General features: G+C 65.7%; 20 protein-coding genes and 1 tRNA gene. 8 read left to right on the top strand and 13 right to left on the bottom strand.

What is annotated here, in order from left to right; translation table 11 throughout:
- Positions 1-46: 46 nt before the first annotated feature.
- The 4 genes from AC3WJB_RS12780 (at position 47) to AC3WJB_RS12765 (ending at position 2630) form a co-directional block, all read left to right on the top strand.
- Entirely contained in the window at positions 47-454 is a 408-nt protein-coding gene (locus AC3WJB_RS12780) for a hypothetical protein (RefSeq protein ID WP_492682100.1), read from the top strand.
- A gap of 151 nt (positions 455-605) precedes the next feature.
- Positions 606-950, top strand: coding sequence for a GFA family protein (locus AC3WJB_RS12775; RefSeq protein WP_492682098.1), 345 nt, complete (start codon positions 606-608; stop codon positions 948-950).
- A gap of 699 nt (positions 951-1649) precedes the next feature.
- Positions 1650-2138, top strand: coding sequence for a GNAT family N-acetyltransferase (locus AC3WJB_RS12770; RefSeq protein ID WP_492682096.1), 489 nt, complete (start codon positions 1650-1652; stop codon positions 2136-2138).
- Between the two features lie 87 nt (positions 2139-2225).
- Positions 2226-2630 (top strand): hypothetical protein, encoded by a 405-nt coding sequence (locus AC3WJB_RS12765; protein ID WP_492682094.1) that lies wholly within the window; start codon positions 2226-2228, stop codon positions 2628-2630.
- Between the two features lie 71 nt (positions 2631-2701).
- Here the strand turns inward: AC3WJB_RS12765 and AC3WJB_RS12760 are convergent, their stop codons facing one another.
- The 4 genes from AC3WJB_RS12760 to AC3WJB_RS12745 form a co-directional block, all read right to left on the bottom strand.
- Positions 2702-3511 carry an N-acetylmuramoyl-L-alanine amidase gene (locus AC3WJB_RS12760; protein WP_492682092.1) on the bottom strand — a complete coding sequence of 270 codons (810 nt, stop codon included), beginning with the start codon at positions 3509-3511 and terminating at the stop codon, positions 2702-2704.
- Entirely contained in the window at positions 3508-3966 is a 459-nt protein-coding gene (locus AC3WJB_RS12755) for a hypothetical protein (RefSeq protein ID WP_492682090.1), read from the bottom strand. Before AC3WJB_RS12755 ends, AC3WJB_RS12760 begins: the two co-directional genes overlap by 4 nt.
- Positions 3967-3981: 15 nt before the next feature.
- Positions 3982-4749, bottom strand: a complete 768-nt coding sequence (locus AC3WJB_RS12750; protein WP_492682088.1) for an OST-HTH/LOTUS domain-containing protein — start codon at positions 4747-4749, stop codon at positions 3982-3984.
- Positions 4750-4961: 212 nt separating this feature from the next.
- A complete protein-coding gene (locus AC3WJB_RS12745) occupies positions 4962-6491 on the bottom strand; it encodes a helicase HerA-like domain-containing protein (protein ID WP_492682086.1) in 1530 nt (509 codons plus the stop codon).
- A gap of 283 nt (positions 6492-6774) precedes the next feature.
- On the opposite strand from AC3WJB_RS12745, the gene AC3WJB_RS12740 reads away from it, so the two are divergent.
- Positions 6775-7692 (top strand): branched-chain amino acid transaminase, encoded by a 918-nt coding sequence (locus tag AC3WJB_RS12740; protein ID WP_492682084.1) that lies wholly within the window; start codon positions 6775-6777, stop codon positions 7690-7692.
- A gap of 15 nt (positions 7693-7707) precedes the next feature.
- On the opposite strand, the gene AC3WJB_RS12735 is transcribed toward AC3WJB_RS12740, so the two are convergent.
- The 9 genes from AC3WJB_RS12735 to AC3WJB_RS12695 form a co-directional block, all read right to left on the bottom strand.
- A complete protein-coding gene (locus AC3WJB_RS12735; protein ID WP_492682082.1) occupies positions 7708-8991 on the bottom strand; it encodes a sensor histidine kinase in 1284 nt (427 codons plus the stop codon).
- Complete coding sequence (locus tag AC3WJB_RS12730) at positions 8975-9661, bottom strand: response regulator transcription factor (protein ID WP_492682080.1); 687 nt, start codon at positions 9659-9661, stop codon at positions 8975-8977. Before AC3WJB_RS12730 ends, AC3WJB_RS12735 begins: the two co-directional genes overlap by 17 nt.
- A 121-nt stretch (positions 9662-9782) precedes the next feature.
- Positions 9783-10709, bottom strand: coding sequence for a 30S ribosomal protein S6--L-glutamate ligase (gene rimK / locus AC3WJB_RS12725; RefSeq protein WP_492682078.1), 927 nt, complete (start codon positions 10707-10709; stop codon positions 9783-9785).
- A 169-nt stretch (positions 10710-10878) separates the two neighbouring features.
- Positions 10879-10952: transfer RNA gene (locus AC3WJB_RS12720), tRNA-Gly, on the bottom strand.
- Between the two features lie 146 nt (positions 10953-11098).
- A complete protein-coding gene (locus AC3WJB_RS12715) occupies positions 11099-12043 on the bottom strand; it encodes an electron transfer flavoprotein subunit alpha/FixB family protein (protein WP_492682076.1) in 945 nt (314 codons plus the stop codon).
- A gap of 42 nt (positions 12044-12085) precedes the next feature.
- On the bottom strand, positions 12086-12832 hold the full coding sequence (locus tag AC3WJB_RS12710) for an electron transfer flavoprotein subunit beta/FixA family protein (RefSeq protein ID WP_492682074.1): 747 nt from the start codon (positions 12830-12832) through the stop codon (positions 12086-12088).
- A 163-nt stretch (positions 12833-12995) separates the two neighbouring features.
- A complete protein-coding gene (locus AC3WJB_RS12705) occupies positions 12996-15065 on the bottom strand; it encodes a glycoside hydrolase family 99-like domain-containing protein (RefSeq protein WP_492682072.1) in 2070 nt (689 codons plus the stop codon).
- A gap of 51 nt (positions 15066-15116) precedes the next feature.
- Positions 15117-17132: a glycosyltransferase gene (locus AC3WJB_RS12700; RefSeq protein ID WP_492682070.1), complete on the bottom strand. Its 2016-nt coding sequence runs from the start codon at positions 17130-17132 to the stop codon at positions 15117-15119.
- A gap of 84 nt (positions 17133-17216) precedes the next feature.
- Positions 17217-19067 carry an electron transfer flavoprotein-ubiquinone oxidoreductase gene (locus AC3WJB_RS12695; RefSeq protein ID WP_492682068.1) on the bottom strand — a complete coding sequence of 617 codons (1851 nt, stop codon included), beginning with the start codon at positions 19065-19067 and terminating at the stop codon, positions 17217-17219.
- Positions 19068-19140: 73 nt separating this feature from the next.
- Here AC3WJB_RS12695 and AC3WJB_RS12690 point away from each other — a divergent pair, with 73 nt between their 5' ends.
- The 3 genes from AC3WJB_RS12690 (at position 19141) to cysC (ending at position 23436) form a co-directional block, all read left to right on the top strand.
- Complete coding sequence (locus AC3WJB_RS12690) at positions 19141-20538, top strand: amidase (RefSeq protein ID WP_492682066.1); 1398 nt, start codon at positions 19141-19143, stop codon at positions 20536-20538.
- Between the two features lie 109 nt (positions 20539-20647).
- Positions 20648-21559: a sulfate adenylyltransferase subunit CysD gene (cysD, locus tag AC3WJB_RS12685; protein ID WP_492682064.1), complete on the top strand. Its 912-nt coding sequence runs from the start codon at positions 20648-20650 to the stop codon at positions 21557-21559.
- A complete protein-coding gene (gene cysC / locus AC3WJB_RS12680; RefSeq protein ID WP_492682062.1) occupies positions 21559-23436 on the top strand; it encodes an adenylyl-sulfate kinase in 1878 nt (625 codons plus the stop codon). The genes cysD and cysC overlap by 1 nt, the downstream gene beginning before the upstream one ends.
- Positions 23437-23448 lie beyond the last annotated feature (12 nt).

The following is a 23448-nucleotide window of genomic DNA, read 5'->3' as shown; positions in this document are numbered from 1 at the left end:
ATCCTGGTGCGATCCAAACGTCAAGCATCCTTGATCGGGAGTGCGCATGTCTCCGGTGTTCAAGAAGTTGAACCTGAAACAACAGGGCGAGATCCTGGTGGTGAACGCACCATTGTCCTTCGAGCCTGAATTGCACGCGCTTCACGAGGTGTCGGTGCTACACGATCCGAAGGGCGCGAAAGCCATCCATTTCGTGTTGGCTTTCGTCACCATACGGGCCGAGGTCGAGGCCTTGTCCAAGGTCCTTGCTGACAAGGCCGAGGGCGACGCCCTGGTCTGGTTTGCGTACCCGAAAGGTGCGTCCAGGCGCTACCACTGCGACTTCAACCGCGACACCGGATGGGACGTCATGCGCAGCCTGGGATTCGATACGGTGCGCCAGGTCGCCATCGACGAAGACTGGTCGGCGTTGCGCTTCAGGCGCATGGAGTACATCAAGGCGCCCAAGGCGTAGACGAGGCAGGGAGCTACATGGCTGGTCTCGAATACCAGCTCATGGCACATGGTCATCGGGCCGGTTTGCCCGCACAGTCTTGGGTTATATGCGGTGATGCTGGTCGTCACCGCTGCCGCATTGATTGGCGAAAGCAGAGAAGGAGGTTCCCATGAGCCACAAAGGCAGTTGCCATTGCGGGCAGATCCGGTTCGAGGTCGAGGGCAGTTTCGACGAGGCCATGGAGTGCAACTGCTCACACTGCAGTCGCAAGGGCTATCTGCTCTGGTTCGTGCCGCGCGCGCAGTTCACGCTGTACAGCCCGGAATCCGCGCTGGTCACCTATACCTTCAACAAGCACGTCATCAGGCACCATTTCTGCCCGAACTGCGGTTGCGCGCCGTTCGGCTTCGGCGCGTCGAACGGCACCGAAATGGCCGCGGTGAACGTGCGCTGCCTGGAAGATGTCGAGCTGGCGTCGGTCCAGCGCAAGTTTGTCGACGGGCGTTCGTTCTAGGGCACTCTGACCGATCCCCAAGCTGTTATCCCCAAAGGTCGTCATTCCCGCGAAAGCGCACTGCTGTCCGGAATAAATTCGTGCCTCGACGCCGGAGGCGTTGCGGTGCAAGACCGGGCGTCTGTCGCGCGCAACGTCGACTCAAAAAATACCGGCTCACCCTGCCACCTTGCCGGGACCTCACCCTCCACCGTCATCCCCGCGAGGCGCTTTTCAACGGCCGAAGGGCCGGTCAAGCGGGGATCCAGTGCCTTTAGGTGCCCGTGACAGCCAAGGCACTGGATTCCCGCTTCCGCGCACTGCTGTCCGGAATAAATCTGGGGTTGGCGTCAGAAGCCTTGTGGTGCAAGGCCGACGAGCCGAAATGCGTGACCTCGACTCAAAAATCTCCCAATACACGCCTAACCTCGTGGCTTCTGAAGCCGTCCGAACTCTCCCCTTCGCATTCCCGCGAAAGCGGGAATCTAGGAGGCGTCGAAGGGCCTGGATTCCCGCTTTCGCGGGAATGACGCCGAGGAGGTTACTCCACGGGAATGACCCCAGAGACAGCAGCGCCGCCTTGGCGCAGGGGTTCCCGAAAACGTTCCGGACAGCAGTGCGCGAATGCGGGAATCCAGTGCATTTGTTTCCTAAGCAAAACTACGCCAGGCAAGCCATCGGCTAAGCTTCGATGCCATGTTTCTGGGATGTGATCAGGCTATGGACATTCGGGTAGCCACGCGGGAAGACTTCGACCGGATCTGGCCGTTCTTCCACGAGATCGCCGCCGCCGGCGAAACCTACGCCTACCCACGCGACATCACCAAGGAGCAGGCCGCCAGGCTCTGGATCGATGCGCCCCGGCACACCTACGTGTTCGAGGAGAACGGCGAGGTCCTCGGCTCGTACTACATCAAGACCAACCAGGCCGGCCCCGGCGACCACGTCTGCAACTGCGGCTACATGGTCGCGGCGGAAGCCCGGGGGCGCGGGCTGGCGACTGCCATGTGCGCGCACTCCCAACTGGTCGCCCGGGCGCTCGACTACCAGGCCATGCAGTTCAATTTCGTGGCATCCAGCAACGAAGGCGCGATAAGGCTGTGGACCAGGCTTGGCTTCGCCACGGTCGGCCGCCTGCCAAAGGCATTCCATCATCCGATCATGGGCTACGTCGACGCCCTGATCATGTACAAGTGGCTGGCAGAATGAACGTGGCACGGCGCCGTCGCATTCGCGCCGACTGGCTGATCATGCAGGATCAAAATACGATGCTGGCGCCCCACCGGATGCACGTTCATGACCCATGACACGGCCAGCATGCGCAACGCGCGGATCGTGGTTGTCGTGATTGGCGTGCTCTTGCCGTTTGTGGCGCGACTGCCGGGCGGCCTGGATTGGATGGGACAATATCTGCTGGGTAGCGTTGGCCTGCTCTTGTTTGTCAGCGGCTTCAACGCCATCGCCTGGGGCGCAATCCTGGCTTGCAGCCTGGCATACAGGCGTCCGGCATCGCTCGTGTTGCCCGCCCTCTTTGGTTTTGCCTTCCTGGCGTGGGGACACTACGAGGTGGATCTCAGGGCAGACGCCCAGGCATCGCTTGCGCTGGTCTTCCTGCCGATCTACGCCTTGTTGCCAATCGCCATCGGTGGGGCGCTCGGCTACTTGCTGGACCGGCACCTGAGGCGCGCGCCGGCAGCTTGATCCGCGGAAACGGGGTCAGTCTGCCTTTCCTGCACAGATTGCGAGATGCGCGAGACTGCGCTGGACTTTGCTTAGCTGGCCGGTGGCGGTTCGGCGCAGACATTGCCGTCGCCGTCGATCTGCTGTGCCAGGTTGTACAGGATCTGTAGGTCCTGTGCGTCCAGAGCCTCGCCCTGCATGGCGCGGAAATGGTGATGGAATGCGCGCACGGCGGCCGGGCGGTCATCCAGTGGGTAGCCAACCGTAGCCAGCGCCATCCAGGGGTCGAAGCTGGCGGGCGGATCGCACAGCGGCGGCTGTGGCCAGCGCCCGAAGCCGGCAGCGGCGAGTTGCGCCCATGGGAAGTACGGGCCGGGGTCGATCTTGCGCGTGGGCGCGAGATCCTCGTGGCCGATGATCTGCGTCGGCGGAATATTCAGGCGCGTGGTGAGGTCGCCAAGCAGGGTGACCAGGCTGGCGATCTGCGGTGCGGCGAACGGCGAGTGGCCGTCGTTGTCCAGTTCGATGCCGATGGATGCGGAGTTGAGGTCGGTGATGGTGCCCCAGCGCCCCGGACCGGCCTGCCAGGCGCGCATCTGGTCGGCGACCAGCTGGTAGATATGGCCATCTCGGCCAATCAGGTAATGCGTGCTCACCGGGCCGCCGCTGTTGCGCGTGCGCAGGGTGTCCAGGCTTTCCTGCACGGACTGCTGCTCGGTGTAGTGCAGCACGATCAGCACCGCCCGGCGTGTGTCGTAGTTGGGCGATGGCACCCAGGTGGCCAGCGGATTGCGCGGTGGCGCATGGGCGCAGGCACCGAGCAGCGCGAGCAACAGCAGCAGGCTGGTGCGGTGCAGCCAATGGCGGGTTGCGGGTGTCGGGCACAAGGTTGTGGACTTCACTGGCCTAGCTTGCCGAGCACGGAAAGCAGGAACAGCAGCCCGCCGATGAGCGCCACGACCGCATGTGGCAAGGCCACGTGTGGCCACAGCAGCAGCTTCGCCCAGGCACGGCTGCCGCCGGCATGCCAGTGCCGGAACCAGGCATTGCCGATCTGGAAGGGAGCGTCCAGTGTCTGTTCGCCATTGAAGTGCCGCTCGATGGTCGCGGAACGCTCGTAGTAACCAAGCTGAAAGGACTTCCATATCGCTTCGAGCAGCCAGAACAGCAGGGTGCTGATGAACGCCACGAACAGCACCAGGCTCGATTTGCCGGCAAACGCCCCGACGATGGCCGCCAGACTGAAACTGATGCTCCAGGCCTTGATGCCGATGGCCTTGGAGTCGAAGTCCTCGATGACTGTCTGCAGGTGGAAGTACTCGGCCTGCAGCGCGGAATCAATCTCGGTGTCGTTCATGGCTGACGCCTATCGTCACTGAAGCGATTTTCGCTGAGTGTGTTTGGCCCGATACCAAGCAACGCTCTGGCCGTCCACATCACGATATCGAAGCTTGAACAGGCGCGATTCGTGGATGACCTGCCACCAGCTGCTGCAACCATACTTGGCGGGCAGGTGATCTGGGTGTCGCTCCGCGACCCACCGTCCCGCAGCGTCGACCGGCGTCCAGCCGTCGACGGCCAGTTCAGCGGCGGCTTCGCGCAACGTGCGTACGATCCCTGCGGCAGCCCAATCTACCGAACCGTCCGGCGCGATACCGTGGATTACGAGGTCGTGAAATGTATCGGACTGGCAAAACTCCGCCGCCAGCCGTCGGGCCTGATCCATGTGCTCGGCCCAACTCCGCAATTGTTCGAAGTGCTCGTCGATGCGGCTGTAGGTGGCCGTCAGCGTGTCGCGGGCGGTACGGCACCCATCCAGGCTCCAAAGATCGTGCTGATCGATGAAGTGGTGTACCAGGTTGTTTCGCAGCAGCACCAGATCCTTCAGATCGCTTTGTATTCTGTCGTAATCCTCGATTGACGTGTGCAGGTTCACCTTCATCTTGAACGACATGATGTCGTCGCGTGCATCACGCTCGGAAGTATTCTCCATCGCGTCGGTAGTGACATACGAACCCAGAAGTGTGCCGACCAAGGTCCCCAGCGTTTTGCTGGCTGCATCCGCGATACGTTGCTCTTGGTCCGACGCCAACGGTGATCCAGCGGCCGAGATTTCGTGGTGGGCCACGATGCCCTTCATCAACTTTTCGTACTGTTGCAGGCGCAACAGGCAACGTCCCAGCGAGCGCTGAACCTCGTGCTGCAGCGTCCGTAGTCCGTCGTCGGTAGGCGAAAATGATGTCGGTGGCAATTTATTGAATCGTGGAGGTGGCGATCATCGGGGTGAACGTGCCAGTCGGGTAGATGGTGATTTGGTCTACAGGGTTATCGTGTCGCATTGATGGAATGCCCTCAGCGCTTGCCGCCCAGGATGCCACCGAGGACGCCACGCAGGATCTGGCGGCCGATCTGATTGCCCATGGTGCGCATCACCTGCTTGCCCATGGTTTCGACCATGCCTTGCCGGCGGCTGGTGCCGAACAACAGGTCGTGCGCGGCGCCGCCCCAGGCGGGACCGGCAGTGGTGGCAGGGACTTCGCTGGACGGGGCCTTGCCGCGGCCGTTGCCCGGGCGCGGGGCTGGGGCGGACGGCGCGGCCTTGGCGTCGGCGCGGGCGGCGAGGATCTCCGCAGCGGATTCACGGTTGATCGCGTTGTCGTATTTCGCCCCGACCGGCGAGCGTGAACGGACGGTCGCACGCTCGGCATCGGTGATCGCGCCGATGCGGCAGCAAGGCGTGGTCACGAGGACTTGCTGCACGGGCGCCGGTACGCCGCCATCGCCCAGGGTCGAAGCCAGTGCCTCGCCGACGGCAAGCTTGGTAATCGCGGTGGCGACGTCGAGCTTCGGGTTGACGACGAAGGTTTCCGCGGCTGCCTTCACCGCCTTCTGGTCGCGCGGGGTGAAGGCGCGCAGTGCATGCTGGATGCGGTTGCCAAGCTGGCCCAGGATGACGTCAGGGACATCGTCGGGATTTTGCGAACAGAAATACACGCCAACGCCCTTGGAGCGTATCAGCCGCACGACCTGCTCGACGCGCTGTTGCAGCGCTGGTGGCGCGTCATCGAAGAGCAGGTGCGCCTCGTCGAAGAAGAACACCAGTTTCGGCTGGTCGAGGTCGCCTACCTCGGGCAACTGCTCGAACAGTTCGGACAGCAGCCACAGCAGGAAGGTCGAATACAGCCGCGGCTTCAGGATCAGCTGGTCGGCGGCGAGCACGTTGATGACGCCGCGGCCGCTCATGTCCTGGCGCATCAGGTCGGTGAGTTCGAGTGCGGGCTCGCCGAAGAACTGGTGGGCCCCGTCGTTTTCCAGTTGCAGCAGGGCACGCTGGATGGCGGCGATACTGGCGTTGCTGATGAGGCCGTAGCGACTGGAAATCTCCTTGGCATTTTCCGCTGCGTAGGCCAGCAGGGCACGCAGGTCCGGCAGGTCCAGCAGCAGCCAACCTTGTTCGTCGGTCAACTTGAACACCACCTCGAGGACGCCTTGCTGGGTGTCGTTGAGCTGCAGCACACGACCGAGCAGGGCAGGACCCATCTCACTGATGGTGCTGCGCACCGGATGGCCCAATTTGCCGTAGAGATCCCAGAACACGACCGGATTGGCCTGCGGCTTCCAGTCGTCGAGCCTGAGCTTCTTCAGACGTGCCTTGAGCTTGTCAGTGGCTTCCGCCGCCGGGACCGCCAGGCCCGCCAAATCGCCCTTGGCGTCGGCCAGGAAGCAGGGTACGCCGAGCCGCGAGAAACCTTCGGCAAGCACCATCAGCGACACCGATTTGCCGGTGCCGGTGGCGCCGGCAATCATGCCGTGGCGATTGCCGTAGCGCGGTTCGAGGCAGACGCTGGCGTCGTCGTTGCGCCCGATCAGGATGTCGGTCATGGCGTTCCCCTGCATGGTTCACCTGATTGTAGCGAACACGCTGGATGCTGCACGCCGCGGTCCCGGCCGCCCCGATGACCGCCGACGCAGGAACCTCTGCCCGCCACAAGGGACGCCCACGGTCGCAAGCGGGTTCGCACCAGGAACGCGAGGTGGTCGGGCGCAGGAGGGACGGTCGCGAGTGGGCTCAAGCCGGGGGCGGCCGCGTCGTATTGGGTGAAGGCGGGGTCGTCACGCGTGGGCGCGGGCGGCTATCATGCGCGTTGGCATACGGAGGAAGGTCATGGCGCAGCAATATCCCGATTGGGTCTGGCATAACGGTTCGATCAAACCATGGAAGGACGCGACGGCGCACGTCATGTCGCACGCGCTCAATTACGGCTCATCGGTCTTCGAGGGGATACGCAGCTATGCCACGCCGAGCGGTGCGGTGATATTCCGCCTGACCGATCACCTGCGGCGCCTCTGCAACTCGGCCAAGATCTACGACATGGTGTTGCCGTATTCGGCCGATGAGCTGGCCGAGGCGACCCGTGAGGTCATCACCAGGAACCGGCTCACGGCCTCATATATCCGACCGCTGGTCTATCGCGGCCTGGGCGGTTTCGGCTTGTCGGCAGACACGCCGATCGATGTTGCCGTTGCGGCCTGGCCAATGGGTCCCTATCTCGGCCCTGAGGCGCTCGAGAACGGCATCACCGCCTGCGTGTCGAGCTGGCAGCGCTTTGCCCCGAACACGATACCGGCCGGCGCCAAGGCTGGCGGCAACTACCTGTCCGGCCAGCTCATTGCCCGCGAGGCGCGCGAACGCGGCTTTGGCGAGGGCATTGCCTTGTCCGCCTCAGGCCTGCTCAGCGAAGGGGCGGGGGAGAACCTGTTCCTGGTGATCGATGGCGCGCTGCACACCGCGCCGGCGAGTGCGTCCATCCTGGCCGGCATCACGCGCGACAGCCTGCGCCAGCTTGCGCGTGCCGACGGCATCGACGTGGTCGAACGCGACCTGCCACGCGAATACCTGTACCTGGCGGACGAAGTGTTCATGTGTGGCACGGCGGCCGAGATCACCCCGATTCGGGCGGTGGACGGCAAGCAGGTTGGTGCGGGCAAGGCCGGTCCGGTGACGCGGCGCCTGCAGGAGCTGTTCTTTGGCCTGTTTGACGGTCGCACCCGCGACCAGTGGGGCTGGCTGGAGAAGGTCTGAACTAGGGTATACGCCCTAGGCAAACCTGATGCAGGCCACGGCGCCGTTTGCGTCCTCGCGTGGGCGCATGGAGACGTGCCAGCCGTAGAGCGCGCAGAGCCGGCGCACGATGGCCAGCCCCAGGCCGGCGCCGCTGCCGCCGACGCCTTCGCCGCGCACGCCACGCTGGAACAGGCGCTCGGCGTCCTCGGGCTTGATGCCCGGGCCGGTGTCGATCACCTCTACCTGATGATTGCCGACCTCGACGCGGACGCTGCCCTCGAGCGTGTACTTGATTGCGTTGCCAATCAGGTTCGTCAGCGCCACCGAGAGTACCGAGGCCGGTGCGTTGACGCTCACCGGGGTCTTCACCACCAGTTCGATCGTCAGCGGCTTGCCACGCATCTGCGGACGCTGGCTCTCGATCACGTCCGCGGCCAGCTTGGCCAGCTCGGTGGTCTCGCCGCGGGTGGGCCCGCGCCGCTCGGCGCGCGACAGCAGCAGCAGCGCCTCGATCAGCTCGGTGGCCTGGCGCGAGGCACGCTCGATGCGCTTGAGACGTTCGCTCAGCTTCGGCGTCAGGTCGCTCGAGCCCTGCAGCAGTTCAGTGGTGCTGGCGATCACAGCCAGCGGCGTGCGCAATTCGTGGCTGACGTCGGAGTTGAATTCGCGGTCATGCTCGACCATGGCGGTGAGCCGCGTCGAGTATTCGTCCAGAGCGTGCGCCAGCTCGCCCACCTCGTCGTCGGCAAAATGCGGCGCCAGCGGTTCGGCCTTGCCGGCCTTGCGGAAGTCGCGCAGACGGTTCGCCAGCTCGGTCACCGGCTTCAATACCTTGCGCGACAACCACAGGCCGATTGCCAGTGACAGCAGGGTAAACAGGCAGACTGCCGCCACCAGGGCTACCACCAGTTGCTGCTTGCCCAGCTCCTCGCGCCCGGCGTCATAGCGTACGAAGCCGATGATGCCGCCCTTGCGCCGCACCGCCAGCTTGTAATGCTTCACCGCGCCGCTGGCATCGGTCTCGGTGATGTCATGCACGCCGCTTTGCAGGTTCTGCCAGGCCAGCGGCATCTTGTACAGGGTGCGCTCGCTCTTGAACCAGGCCTCCAGCAGTTCGGAATGCGACTGCTGGTCCGGGTGGGCGATGATCTGGTCCACGGCCTGGTCGACGTCGTGCTGCAGGGCCGACACCACCAGCTGGTTCTCCACCTTGGCGCGGATGTTCAGCGCGGCCACGGCAAACAGCGCGCTCAGCCCGAGGCCGAACAGCGTGAAGGAAACGACCAGGCGAAACCGCAGCTTACGCCTGGAGCGCATCCGGCCCCACCATCCGGTAACCGATACCGTGGCGCGTGTAGATCAATGGCGTGGCGAACGGCTTGTCGATGGCGGCGCGCAGGCCGTGGATATGTACGCGCAGCGAATCGCTGTCTGGCAATTCCTCGCCCCACACGCGCTGCTCCAAGTCCTGCCGCGTGACCACCGAGGGGCTGGCCTCCATCAACGCCTGCAGCAGCTTGAGCCCGATCGGGTTGAGCTGGATGGACTTGCCTTCGCGGTGCACGGTCAGGGTGTCGAGGTTGAATGTGAGATCGCCAACCTTGAGCACCCGGCTCTGCGGGCCCTTGCCGCGGCGGGCCAGCACTTCCAGTCGCGCCATCAACTCCTGCAGCGCGAACGGCTTGGTCATGTAGTCGTCGGCGCCGGACTCGAAACCAGTCAACTTCTGCTCCAGGGCATCACGTGCGGTCAGCATCAGGATCGGGGTCTGCTTGTGTGCCTCGTGGCGCAGCTTGCGCGCGACTTCCAGGCCATCCATGCCAGGCAGGGTCAAGTCCAACACGATGACGTCGAAGTTGTGCACGACGGCCAGGTGCAGGCCGGTGACGCCATCACCGGCAAAGTCGACCACGTTGCCGCGGTCTTCCAGGTAGTCGCCGATATTGGTGGCGAGGTCGGTATTGTCTTCGATGACCAGTATGCGCATACGTCACTCCTGCGCAGCCGCATGGCTGAGGGCCCCAGCTTACCAAGCCGCGTGCCCCGCGGCACGGTGCGCCGATACCTCGGTCTCCAGGAGCCGGAGATGGCGTCCAGCGCCAAAGCGCCTAGCGCTGCAGGCTGCCCGCGCGGCGCGGCGCCGGTTCCCCTGCGTGCAGGCGCTGCACCTGCTCGTGCAGCCACTCGATAATGCTGCCGGCGACGTCCACGCCCGTCGCCGACTCAATGCCCTCCAGCCCGGGCGAGGCGTTCGCTTCGAGCAGCAGGGGGCCGCGCCTCGAGCGCAACAGGTCGATGCCGGCAATGCCCAGGCCGACGGCACTGGCGGCGCGGATGGCCAGGCGCCGCTCGGCTGCGCTGAGCGTGGCCGGCGTGGCCACGCCCCCCCGATGCAGGTTCGCGCGGAAATCACCAGGGCTGGCGTCACGCTGCATGGCGGCGACCACCTTGTGCCCGACCACGAAGCAACGCAGGTCGCTGCCGTGCGCCTCGGGAATGAACTCCTGGATCAGGAAATTTGCCGCCAGGCCGCGGAACGCCTCCACCACGCTTTGTGAGGCGGGCTGCTTCTCCGCCAGCACGACGCCAGCCCCCTGGCTGCCTTCGTTCAGCTTGATGACGTGGGGTGGCGGACCGATCAAGCCGAGTACGTCGGCAGTGTCGTCGGGGTTGTCGCCAAACACCGTCGTCGGCACCTCGATGCCTTGGGCGGCCATGCGTTGCAGGCAGCCGAGCTTGTCCCGCGCCCGCAGTACCGCGTCGGCCGGGCTGGGCGTATATACGCCCATCATTTCCAGCTGGCGCAAAACCGCCGTGCCATAGAACGTGCTGCTCGCGCCGATGCGCGGGATCACGCAATCGAAGTCGCGCAACGGCTTGCTCCGGTAGCGCATCGACAGCCTGCCCGGCGCCACCCGCGCGTAGCACCTCATGGGGTCGAGCACGCGCACGACGTGACCGCGCTCGCGACCGGCCTCCACCAGGCGCCGCGTCGAGTACAGGCGGGCATTACGCGAAAGTATCGCGATTTTCATGCATTTATCCCGTGGCGCAGCTGGTGTCGCCGGAAGGGCGGCTCGTGCAGTTCAGGTTGCGGGGAGTCGGCGAATTCGGCGCTGTCGCCGACAGGGCCCGGTGTCGCGCTGGCGATGGTAATCCCACCGGCGCGCGGATGGGAACAGCGGCTGCTGCCACGGCGGGGACTGGAGCGGGTGAAGGGAATCGAACCCTCGTCAGTAGCTTGGGAAGCTACAGCTCTACCATTGAGCTACACCCGCGGGGCTGGTGATGGTAGCGCGCCTTGGGGATCAATGGGAATATCGCCGGTGCCAGCGGAGCTGCAAGGCGACGCGCGTAGAATGGCGCGCCGGTGCCCCGAGGCCTTGTTCGATGGTCGGCGCTGGGCGCCCACGTCAGCCCGGGTCTAACCGAGCGCCTGTTCCAGCTCCGGGATGAGCTTGAACAGGTCGCCAACCAGGCCAAAATCGGCGACTTCGAAGATCGGTGCCTCGGCATCCTTGTTGATCGCCACGATGGTGCCGGCGTCCTTGATGCCGGTCAGATGCTGGATCGCGCCGGAAATGCCGATCGCCATGTACAGCTCGGGGGCGATGATCTTGCCGGTCTGGCCGACCTGCATCTCGTTCGGGCAGTAGCCGGCGTCGACTGCCGCACGGGAGGCGCCGACGGCCGCACCGAGCTTGTCGGCAAACTTGTAGATGATGTCGAAATTTCCCTTGGAGCCGACGCCGCGACCGCCGGACACGACCCGACGCGCGCTCTGCAGGTCTGGGCGGTCACTGCGCGCCTGCTTGAGTTCGACGAAGCGCGTGTGCGTGGGCAGCGCGACCTCGAGACTCACGGCTTCCACCGGCGCGCTTGCGGTGCCTTGCGCGGCGGCTGGCCAGGACGCAGCGCGCACGGTGGCCACCACGGTCCGTGCGGAGTCGGCCTCGACCGTGACGATCGCGTTGCCGGCGTACATCGGGCGCTTGAAGACATGGGCTGATTCCACGCTCATCAGCTCGCTCACCTGGGCCACACCGAGCAGGGCGGCGACGCGCGGCGCGACGTCCTTGCCAAACGTGGTGGAGGGCAGGAACACGTGGCTGTAGCCGCCCGCGGCCTTGGCAATTTGCGGCGCCAGGATCGCGGCCAGCGGGTGGGCGTTTTCGGCCCGGGCCACGGTGAGCACGCGGACGACGCCCTCGATCTTCGCGGCTTCGGCGGCGACGGCATCGGGTGCATCGGCGAGTACCAGCACGTCGATGGCTTCGGCCCGCACCGCGCTGGCCGCGCTCACGGTGCGTGCGGTCGCGGCATTGAGCTTGCCGTCCTGATGTTCAGCAATGACGAGGATCTTGCCCATGGTTGTCTCCGAAGGTCTCTATTTCCGTGCAGGCAGGGTCGGCTACAGCAAACCCTTCTGCTTGAGCGCGGCCACCAGTTCGGCTGCGTCTTTCACCATTACGCCTTTGCTGCGCCTGGGTGGCGGCGCGTAGTGGGTATTTTTCAAATGGTCGCCGGAGGCGACGCCAAGGCTGGCCAGCTCGATGACTTCGAGTGGCTTGGACTTGGCCTTCATGATGCCGGTGAGCTTGATGAAGCGCGGCTCGTTCAAGCGCAGATCGGTGGTGACGACGGCGGGCAGGTCGACCTCGATGACTTCCAGTCCGGCATCGACTTCACGCGTGACCCGTGCCTTACCGTCGGCAATCTCGAGCTTGCTGGCAAACGTGGCCTGCGGTCGGTCCCACAGCGCCGCAAGCATCTGTCCGGTCTGCCCGGCGTCGTCGTCGATGGCTTGCTTGCCGAGGATGACCAGGCCCGGCTGTTCCTTCTCGATCAGCTTGAGGAAAATGCGCGCGGCGGTCAGCGGCTGCACGGCGTCTTCGCTGACCACGTGGATTGCCCGGTCCGCGCCCATGCCTAAGCCGTTGCGCAGGTGGGCGCCGAGGTTCGTGGGGCCAATGCCGGCAATCACCACTTCGTCGGCCACGCCGCTCTCGTGCAGGCGCAGCGCCTCTTCCAGGGCGATGTCGTCAAACGGATTGGCGGAGAGCTTGACGCCGTCGGTCACCACGCCGCTGCCGTCGGGCTTGACCTGGATGCGGACGTTGTAGTCCACCACGCGCTTGTAGCCGACCAGTATCTTCATGGGTCTCCTTGAGCCGCGCGTTGCCTGGCGCGGCAGCTGCGATCGCAAAGGCGCATTCTAACGCATGGCGGTGCGGACCCTTGTCCGCGGCGGCCATGCTGCGTGGCTCACCAAAGCGGGGGAGGAAACCAAAACCCACGCTATTGATCCAGTCGGGTGCGAATCAGCCGTTGCGCGCGGCGTATGGATAGGGGACAGAAGGCGCTGTCGGTGACAACCCGCAAACTGTTGCTGCATCGTTGAGCTGGAAACCGGAAGCCGCTGCGGCGAGCGCGAATACGCGCTCGATGCCATGCGCGAGCGTGCCGTCAAGCTGCCCCTGTTCGGGCTCGAATTCGTCTTCGCCCAGATGCGCATCCAACAGCGGGCGCAAGCCGCTGAGCTTGGCCCAAAACATGCTGCCGGCGACGAAGCGGTCGCGTTCGACTTGTGCCGGCGCAATGCCGAGGCGCGTGCACAGGTAGGCGACGGTGTCGTGATTCGCCCCCCAGTAATAGCTGATCGGCTGCAGGTGGCCCTCGGCACCCACCAGGCCAAGCTTCGGGTCGGAGTCCAGCGCGGCAAGGATCCGCTGCGCACGCCGTGGTGACAGGAGCTTGTCGAGGAGATCGCGACGCCATAGTTCGCCATCCTGCCGGTGGATGGACCGTTTCGTGTGCAGCTTGAGTACGGTGGCCACGCCCTCGTCAAGCAGCCGGTTGGCGACATGCAGGAACGGGAGGATGTCGCGGCCGCGGTTCTCGAACACCTCGATCTCGGCATCGAGCTTCAGCATGGCGGCGCGCCGGCGCACGTCGGCTTCGCGCTCGAACGCGGTGGTGATGACGACGCGCCAGGCGATGCCGCTGGCGCGCAGCGCGGCGGCCAGTTCATCCAGCAGTTCGGGATACCAGACGTGCAGCACCGCACAGGGTCGCATGTCCGCTCGTGCCGCAGGGGCGGGCTGCAGTGCTTCGCGAGTCGCGCGCAGCCAGGCGTGGCCGAGCCGCGTGTCGGGTTCCAGCACGGCACCTTCGGCCCATTCGTTCCAGGCGTTGATGAAGACCAGCGGCTGTGCCGGGACACGCCGCGTTGCCACAGCAATGGCATGGCGCAGCCAGTCGCGATAGCGACGCGGCGCGGCGTGGAGAAACACACGGCCACTGCCGCTGCGGCGTGGCTCGTTGTCCCAGCCAGGATTGACGCAGGGATAGCAAGGGTAGGGCGGATCGGGTTGCTCGATCACCTGCTGCGCGAGTTCGCGCCAATCGAACACGTCACCTTGGTAGTCGGGATTGAGCAGTCGTTGTCGTCCGGTGATTGGTGCCAACGTGGTGTTGTTGGGTGGAAACCCGACCGCCGCATCGAAGCCGATGTCACGCGGATCGACACGATCGAAACTCTGCACGTAGGCGAGTTGGATCTCGCCGATGCCGTGCTCGCGGCACCAAGTGCGCCAGCGCTGCGTCGTTGCCCTGGCGTCGGGCAACAGGCCTGGCCGGTAGACGAGCAGCAGCGGTTTGCCTTCCACGCGCACATAGCGCGAGTCGGCCAAATAACGCGCAATGTGCGCTATGAATGCCAGGTCGTCCTCCGCGCTGTGCTTTTGTCCGATCAGGATGTCCTGGGCGCGGCCATCCCAGCGCCTTGACCAGTTTTCGTTGGCCCAGCACAGGCATAGCGGCAGGTCGAGTGTGGGGTCGGCCAGCCATTGCTGCATCGGTGTTTCCAGCAGCGTCTTGCCGGCAAACCAGTAGAAATAGCTGCAGAACGCGCCGATGCCGTGTTCACGCGCCAGCCGCATTTGTTCACGCATCACGTCGGGCTGGCGCAGGTCGTAGAAGCCCAGATCCGCGCTCAGGCGCGGTTGCACGTGGCCCTCGAATTGCGGCAAGGCACGCGTCACGTTGCACCACTCGGTGAAGCCCCGACCCCACCACGCGTCGTTCTCCGTTATCGGGTGAAACTGCGGCAGATAAAACGCCACCAGTGTGGCCGGCAGGAAGGGGGGCAGCGTGCCGGGGCAGGGCGGCATCCAGCCGATGGCGCGGCCACCGGCGCGGATGCGTGGCCGGTGGGCGCGTTGCGTGGTTGCCGGCGCCTGGCCGCGTGGCCCGGAAGGAACCAGGCCGCCGTGGCGTTCCAGAAAACGCTGGCGGAGGCGGTCGCGCGTCGCCGTCGACAGGGGCGCCAGCCGAAAGCCGAGGCGCAGGGCGTGAAACAGGCAGCGTTGGGCAAGGATGCGGGCGGACATGTCAGCCGGCGACGTGGAGTGTCTGGAGCATCGTGGCTGCCTCGGCCATGGTCAATGCAGGATGCGGCGCAGTGTGGCATCGGCGGCGGCGGGCGAGAAATATTGCCGCACGTTTTCCATGCCGCCGGCGGACAGGCGTTGCCACAGGGCAGCATCGCTCTGCAGCCGCAGGACCGCGCTGACGCAGGCAGCCGGGGTGTTGGCCACCAGCACGTCGCTCCCGTGGCGCAATTGCATGCCTTCCACGGCGATGGTGGTGGCGATCACCGGCACGCCGTAGCTCATGGCCGTATTGATCTTGCCCTTGACGCCGGCGCCAAAGCGCAGCGGTGCCAGCGAGGCCAGGCAGCTGTCCATCCAAGGCGTGAGGTCCGCGACGCGGCCATGGAGTTCAAGCCCCGGTGTGGCCAGACCGCGTCGCGCGCCATCGGGGATGTCGCCAAACACATGCAGCTTGATGTCCGGCAGGGCCTTGCGCAGGGCTGGCAGGATGTCATGGGCCATCCAGCGGATGGCGTCGGCGTTGGGCGGGTGGCCGTAACCGCCAATGAAGAGCAAATCCGTGCGCTGGTCGTGGCCGTGCCGGCTGCCGTGGACTTGCTGGATGTTGGACAGCAGCTCCACCTTCGCTTGAGGTGCGAGTTGGGCCAGTAGTTTGCGCTCGTACGGGCTGACCACCAGGGTGACGTCGCAGCGCTCGATCAGCGCCATTTCGCTGTGTCGCGAGGTTCGGGCCTGGCGGATCATGGCGGCGTTGGCGCGCAGTCTGGCGGCGCGGTGTTCGCGCAGGAAGTGCAGGTCGACGGTGTCGAACAGCAGCCTGGCCTGCGGCGCGTGGCGACGCACCAGGGCGACGTATTGCCCAGCCACCGTGTGCCGGCACAGCATGACCGCGTGCAACTCATGACCATGGTCGCGCAGCCAGGCCGGCAGGTCCTTGAGCGCTGCGCCTCCGAGCGACTCGCAGCCAAGCGCGCCGAGCAACGCGACTCCACCAGGCTGGGCGCGGCCGTCATCGGGCGCAAAGCTCACGCTCCAGCCTTGCGCATCGAGCAGGTGCAGGATCGCGCACAGGCGCACGGAGCCCGAGTCGCGCGCCGGGTCCGGCATGGTGGTGTCCACCACGAGTACCCGGCCGCGGGAACGCCAGCGGATGGCTTGATCGAGTGCGGTGCCTGGCGGCGGCTGTGCCGCCAGCTCCGCCCTCCACTTGCCGGTGAACTTGGCCTGGTTCGTTGCCTGGTGGCGCTTCATGCCGCGGGCGGGATCAGTGCCGGCGCTGATGCCTTCGCAGTGCACGACCAGGCTCGCCGGTTCGTAGTACACGTTGAGGCCGAGCAGCCGCACCGCGAAGGCGAGGTCGGTGTCCTCGTAATAGCCTGGCGCGTAGCGCTCGTCGAAGCCATCCAGTTGACGGAACAGCGCGCTGCGGATCAGCAGCGCGGCGCCGCTGGCGTAGTCGACCTGGCGCCGGTAGCCGAAGGCGGGCGCGTCCCGCGACTCGAAACGTCCATAGTTCCAGCAACTGCCATCAGCAAACACGATGCCGCCGGCTTCCTGCAGACGGCCGTCCGGATATACCAGGCGACTGCCGGCGATTCCGCAGTCGGGACGCTCGGTGAAGCAACGCAGCAGTGCGTCAAGCCAGCCGCTGCTGACCTGGGTGTCGTTGTTGAGGAACAGCAGGAACTCGCCGCGGGCCGCTGCGGCACCGGCATTGCAGCTGCCGACGAAGCCGAGGTTGTGCGGGTTGCGCAGCAGGCGTAGGCCCCCGATACGCTCCAGGGCTGCCGCGCTCCCGTCCGGTGACGCGTCATCGACCACGATGACCTCGAACGAAGCCTGTGCGCCGTGCTGCGCCACGGAGCGCAGGCAGGCCAGGGTGTAGGGCAATTTGCCGTAGGCCGGAATGACGATGGACACCAGGGGTGTCGCCGACGTGGGCAGCGTGAACGGGGCGGGAGCCGCGTCCAGCGGCAACAGCGCAAGTTCGTTGTCAATGGCAGGGCGAGCCTGGAACTCCTGCCTGATGCGCGCCCATGTTCCGCGCCAGCCGCGCAGGGCCACGCTGCCGCGTACGCGCTGCAGGGCGTATTTAAGGCGCTTGGCGCGCCATGGAAGATTGCCGATCAGCGGACTACCCCGGGAGGTTCACAAGTTCTGGTAGTTCGGCCCGGAACCACCCTCCGGTGTGACCCAAGTGATGTTCTCGTACGGATCCTTGATGTCACAGGTCTTGCAGTGCACGCAGTTTGCAGCGTTGATCTGCAGTCGCGGCCGAGTGCTGCCATCAGGCATCACGTCTTCGACCATCTCGTAGACGTTCGCGGGGCAGTAGCGCGTGCAGGGGTTGTCGTACTCTTCCTTGCACCGGTCGATGCAGATGGAGGGATCGGTGAGTACCAGGTGCACGGGCTGGTCCTCGTCGTACTCGGTCGCGGCAAAGTACACGCTGGCCAGGCGATCGCGCGGTGGCAGGGTGCGTTGCACGTAATCGCGCTTGGGTGGGGTGTACTCGCCAATCTTGTGCAGGCTGGCGAAGTCCGCGGTGTTCTTTAGCGTCCACGGCGACAAGCCGGCGGTGGCGGTTTCCCAACTGGCGTTGAGCAGGCCGAACCACAGACCCTTCTTGAAGCCGGGCTTGACGTTACGCACCCGCTTCAGCTCGGCCATCACTGGCGAGGCGCGCAGCTTCGCGTCGAAACCGGCGCTGTCGAGCTGCTGCGCCAGGTGCTCGGCGGCGAGCATGCCGCTGCGGATCGCCTGGTGCGTGCCCTTGATCTTCGGCACGTTGAGCAGGCCCGCGGTGTCACCGATCAACAATGCGCCCGGCATCTCCACTTTCGGCATGGACTGGTAGCCGCCGGTCGCCATCGCGCGCGCGCCGGCAGAGAGGATCTCGCCGCCGTCAAGCAGCGGCTTGATCAGTGGGTGGTGTTTCCACTGCTGGAACGCTTCCCATGGCTTGTACTTGGGATCGCTGTAGTCCAGGCCGCTGACGTAGCCCAGCGCGAGGCGGTCGCCGTCCAGGTGGTACACGAAGCCGCCACCGTAGGTGCGCGTGTCGGCTGGCCAACCGAAGCTGTGCACGATCTTGCCCGGCGTCACGCGCCCGGCCGGCACCTGCCAAAGTTCCTTGATGCCAATGGAATAGCCCTGCGGGTCGCTGTGCGCGTCGAGCTTGAAGCGCTGCACCAGCACCTTGGTCAGGCTGCCACGCGCGCCCTCGGCGATCACGCTGACCTTGGCCCGGATGTCGACGCCCTGGGTGTAGTTGGCCTTGTGCGAACCGTCCCTGGCCACGCCCATGTCGCCGATGCGGATGCCGGCGACCGCGCCACCGTCGTCATACAGAATATCGGCGGCGGCGAAACCGGGAAACACGTCCACGCCCAGCGCCTCGGCCTGCGGCGCCAGCCAGGCGCATAGCGCGCCGAGGGAGACGATGAAGTTGCCATGGTTGCGCATGCCGGGTGGTTTCGGCAACTTGTGCTTGCCGGTCTTGCTGAGCAGGTAGAACTCGTCGGTGCCGGCCGGTATGCAGATGGGCGGCGGGTTTTGGCGCCAACCGGGAAGCAGCGCATCGAGCGGTTCGGGCTCGATCACCGCGCCAGAGAGGATATGCGCGCCGATGGTCGAGGATTTCTCAATGACGCAGACGCTGGTCTCGGGCTTGAGCTGCTTGAGGCGGATCGCGCAGGCCAGCCCAGCCGGGCCGGCGCCGACCACCACCACGTCGTACTCCATCGATTCGCGTTCGTCGCTCATGACAGTCTCCGTGCGCCAGCGGGACCTGGCGGCAGGCAGGGCGCTACGCCGACAGTGCACGTGTCGCTGCCGGCCCCGGCCAAGTCCTAGGGCATTGTCCGGTTTTGCGGTGCATGCGGCAAATCCACAGGCAGCGCGGGGCTGCCGTGCCTGCAGGTGGTTCCGCCGGATGCGGGTTGGCGGCGACGATTGCCGGGCGGATGCTGGCAGCCATGACAGGCCGGCTAGACACATCCCGACCCGGAGGTGCTTGCAATCACCCGCTGATGCGTGGCGATAATCGGCCTTCGCCCGTCAAGGTGTGCCCATGAATTCGCAGCAGCCGATTGCCGATCTCGAACTGCGTGGCGCCAGTTTGTGCCAGTTGCTGCACTGGCTGGCGGTCGGTCGCGTGCAGCCCCAGGCCCTGACTGACGCTTATCAGGCGGCCATCGAGCGCCTTAATCCGCAGCTCAACGCCTATGTCGACCTGCGTTCGGGCCTGCTCCAGGATCAGGCGCAAATGGCGGACCGCCGGCGTCACGATGGCGTCATCGGCCGCCTCGACGGCATTCCCCTGGCCTTGAAGGACAACCTCGACGTGGCTGGCTGGCCCACCCGCGCCGGGCTGCCGGGCCGCGAGCAGCCGGTGGACAGCGATGCCCACGTGGTCGCCCGCTTGCGCGCTTCGGGGGCAGTGCTGGTCGGCAAGACCAACATGGACGAGGGTGCGCTCGGCGCCACCACCGACAACGCGCATTTTGGGCCGACACACAATCCGCATCGGCACGGTTATACCGCCGGCGGTTCATCCGGCGGCGCGGCTGCTGCGGTGGCCGCCGGGCTGGCGGTTGCCGCCGTCGGCTCGGACAGCCTGGGCTCGATCCGCATCCCGGCCAGCTATTGCGGCGTCTATGCGCTCAAGCCGACGCATGGCGAGATCTCCACGCGCGGCATGGTGCCGGCGGCGCGCCGGCTGGATACGGTGGGCCTGCTCGCGCGCAGCGCCGAGGACCTCACCGTCCTGCTCCAGGTGCTGGCTGGCTACGACGCCGACGATGCACGCTCACGCCGGCGCCGCGTAGCGTTCGCGCTGCCCGACTGGGAGCCGGGGAATCTGCGTTCCGGCGTGCTGCCGGATCTGGCGGCGATTGGCGTCAAGGCCGAGGTGGCCGACCTGTTCGAGCAGGCATTGCAGCGCCTGCCGCACGCGCTCGGCGAACGGCGCATGGTCGATTTCAGCGATTGGGATTTTGCGCGCGCCCGGCGGTCCGGCCTGTTGCTGATGGAAGCGGAAATGCTCGATACCTTTGCGCCCGACCTGGCAGATACGCGCCATCCGGTGTCGCCGCGCTTCCGCAGCATGCTGGGCTATGCCGCGCGCAAGAGCGCGGCGGACTATGCGCTGGCCGACCGCGTGCTGGACGCCGCGATCCTGAAAATGCGCCGGCTGTTCTGCCAGGTCGACGTGCTGGTATTGCCGACCACGCCGCAAGCTGCCTTCCCGCTGGCTGGTCCGGTACCGGACTCGCAGGCCGACCTCACCAGTTTTGCCAGCCTGGCCGGCTGCCCTGCGGTGAGCTTGCCGATGGGTACGCTGCCGGATGGCCTGCCGGTCGGCCTGCAGTTGGTCGGCGCGCGCGGCTCCGACTTGCGTCTGCTGGAACTGGCAGCCGTATGCGCCGCCACGCTGGACCTCGCCCCGGCCTATCCGGTGTTGGCTTGAGCGGGCGGTCGGCCGGGCGTGATGCGGTGTGTAAAATGCTCCGATTGCGCAGCACGCACGGTCGTTTTTCGGGCCATACGGCTTGCGCAACCAGGATGAACCCATCGACATGAGCCAAACCGCTGCACGTTCCCACCTCGACGACCTGGAGGCCGAGGCGATCCAGATTTTCCGGGAGGTACAGGCTGCCTACCAGAAGGCGGTGATGCTGTATTCGATCGGCAAGGATTCGTCGGTGCTGCTGCACCTGTTGCGCAAGGCGTTTTACCCGGCCAAGCCGCCGATGCCGCTGCTGCACATCGACACGACGTGGAAGTTCCGCGAGATGATCGCGTTCCGCGACCACCTCGCCGCCGAGGGCGGGGTGCAGGTGCTCGTGTACACCAACCAGGACGGTGTGCGCCAGGGCGTTTCGCCGTTTACCCACGGTGCCACGGTGCACACGGACATTATGAAGACCCAGGCCCTGAAGCAGGCCCTGGACAAGTATGCGTTCGATGCAGCGATCGGCGGGGCGCGCCGCGATGAGGAAAAGTCGCGCGCCAAGGAGCGGGTGTTTTCCTTTCGCAATGCGCAACATCGCTGGGATCCCAAGCACCAGCGGCCCGAGTTCTGGCACACCTACAACACCCGGCTGCGCCAGGGCGAGAAGGTGCGGGTCTTCCCGCTGTCGAACTGGACCGAGCTGGACATCTGGCTGTACATCCGCCGGGAGTCGATCCCCCTGGTGCCGCTGTATTTCGCCAAGCCACGCCCGATCGTGGAACGGGACGGCGCGCTGATCATGGTGGACGACGACCGCTTCCAGTTCCGTCCGGGGGAGCAGGCGCAGATGCGCGAGGTGCGTTTCCGCACCCTGGGCTGCTATCCCCTGACCGGCGCGGTGGAGTCGCACGCCGACACGCTGGACAAGATCATCGACGAGATGCTTGCCTCGCGTACGTCCGAGCGCCAGGGCCGGGTGATCGACCAGGATCCGACCGCGTCGATGGAGCGCAAGAAACGGGAAGGTTATTTCTGATGGCGCAGGCGGAGACGGCAAACCTTGGCCTGCTGCGGTTCATCACCTGCGGCAGCGTGGACGACGGCAAGAGCACCCTGCTCGGGCGGCTGCTGTACGACGCGGGCATGCTGCCCGAGGACCAGATCGCCGCACTGGTGCGCGACAGCCGGCGCCTGCACGCCGATGCGGGGGACGTACTGGATTTTTCGCTGCTCACCGACGGCCTGGATGCCGAGCGCGAGCAGGGCATCACCATCGATGTCGCCTACCGGTATTTCCACAGCGCGCGGCGCAACTTCATCGTCGCCGATTGTCCAGGGCACGAGCAGTACACCCGCAACATGGCGACGGGTGCTTCCAACGCCGAGCTGGCGGTGGTGCTGGTGGACGCCCGCAAGGGCCTGCTGGCGCAGACCCGGCGGCATACATATATATGTTGCCTGCTCGGCATCCGGCACGTGGTGCTGGCGGTCAACAAGATGGACCTGGTCGGCTACCAGGAGGAGGCCTACGCACCGATTGCCGAGGCCTATCGTGCGTTGGCCAAGAGCCTGGGGATGACCGACGTGCATTGCTTGCCGGTCTCAGCCCTGGGCGGGGACAACGTTGGCGCGCGCGCGCCGCGCATGGCCTGGTACACGGGGCCGAACCTGCTCGAGCTCCTTGAGACGATCGATGCGGCGCCAAGGACCGCGGCCGAGTTCCGCATGCCCGTGCAATGGGTGAACCGTCCCGACCAGTCGTTTCGCGGCTATGCCGGCACGGTGGCGGGCGGCAGCGTGGCAGTGGGCACGGAGATCATCGTGCAGCCGGGTGTGCATCGCGCCCACGTGCAGCGCATCGTGACCCAGGACGGCGATCTTGCACATGCCGACCAGGGCCAGGCGATCACGCTCTGCCTCGATCGCGAGCTGGACATCAGCCGTGGCGACCTCATTGCCGATGCCGCGCATCCGGCACCCGTCGCCGATCAATTCACCTGCCATGTGGTGTGGCTGGGGGACGCGCCGCTGCTGCCCAATCGCACCTACGTGTTGAAGATCGGCACGCGCACGGTGAATGCGCAGGTGATGTCGATCAAGTACAAGGTGGATGTCGACACCCAGGCGCAGTTGGCGGCACGGCATCTGGCGCTGAATGAAGTCGGCTACTGCACGGTTGGCCTGGATGATGCGATTGCCTACGAACCCTACGTGGTCAACCAGACGCTCGGCGGCTTCATCCTGATCGACCGCCAGAGTAACGCCACGGTCGCCTGCGGCATGCTGGATTTCGCCCTGGGCAGGTCGAGCAACGTGCATTGGCAACACGTCGACATCGACAAGGCGGTGCGCGGCCAGAGCAAGGGCCAACGTCCCTTGTGCGTGTGGTTCACGGGCCTCTCCGGGGCGGGCAAGTCGACGATTGCGAATCTGCTCGAGCGACGCCTGCACGCGTTGGGCTATCACACCTATCTACTCGACGGCGACAACGTCCGCCACGGCATCAATCGCGATCTTGGCTTCACGCCCGAGGCGCGGGTGGAGAACATCCGTCGTATTGCCGAAGTCGCGCACCTGATGGTGGACGCTGGCCTCGTCGTCCTGGTCAGTGCTATCTCGCCTTACCGCAGCGAGCGACGTTCGGCGCGCGAGCTGTTCGATACCGGTGAATTCGTCGAGGTCTTCGTCGACACGCCGCTGGCCGAATGCGAGCGGCGCGATGCCAAGGGTCTGTATCAAAAGGCCCGGGCCGGCGAGATCCCCAACTTCACCGGCGTCAGCGCGCCCTACGAGGCACCAGACGCGGCCGAGGTCCACCTGCGTGCTGGCGGTGGCCAGCGTGCGGAGGACCTGGCCGGTCAAGTGGACGCCTACCTGTTGCCGTTGCTGGGTGGCGCCGGACACACCGATTGAGCGCCGCCTGAA

The organism is Rhodanobacter sp. FW510-R10 (genome assembly GCF_058781105.1).
Note: the sequence above shows the minus strand (reverse complement) of the source record. Positions and strands in the feature narration are given on the sequence as shown.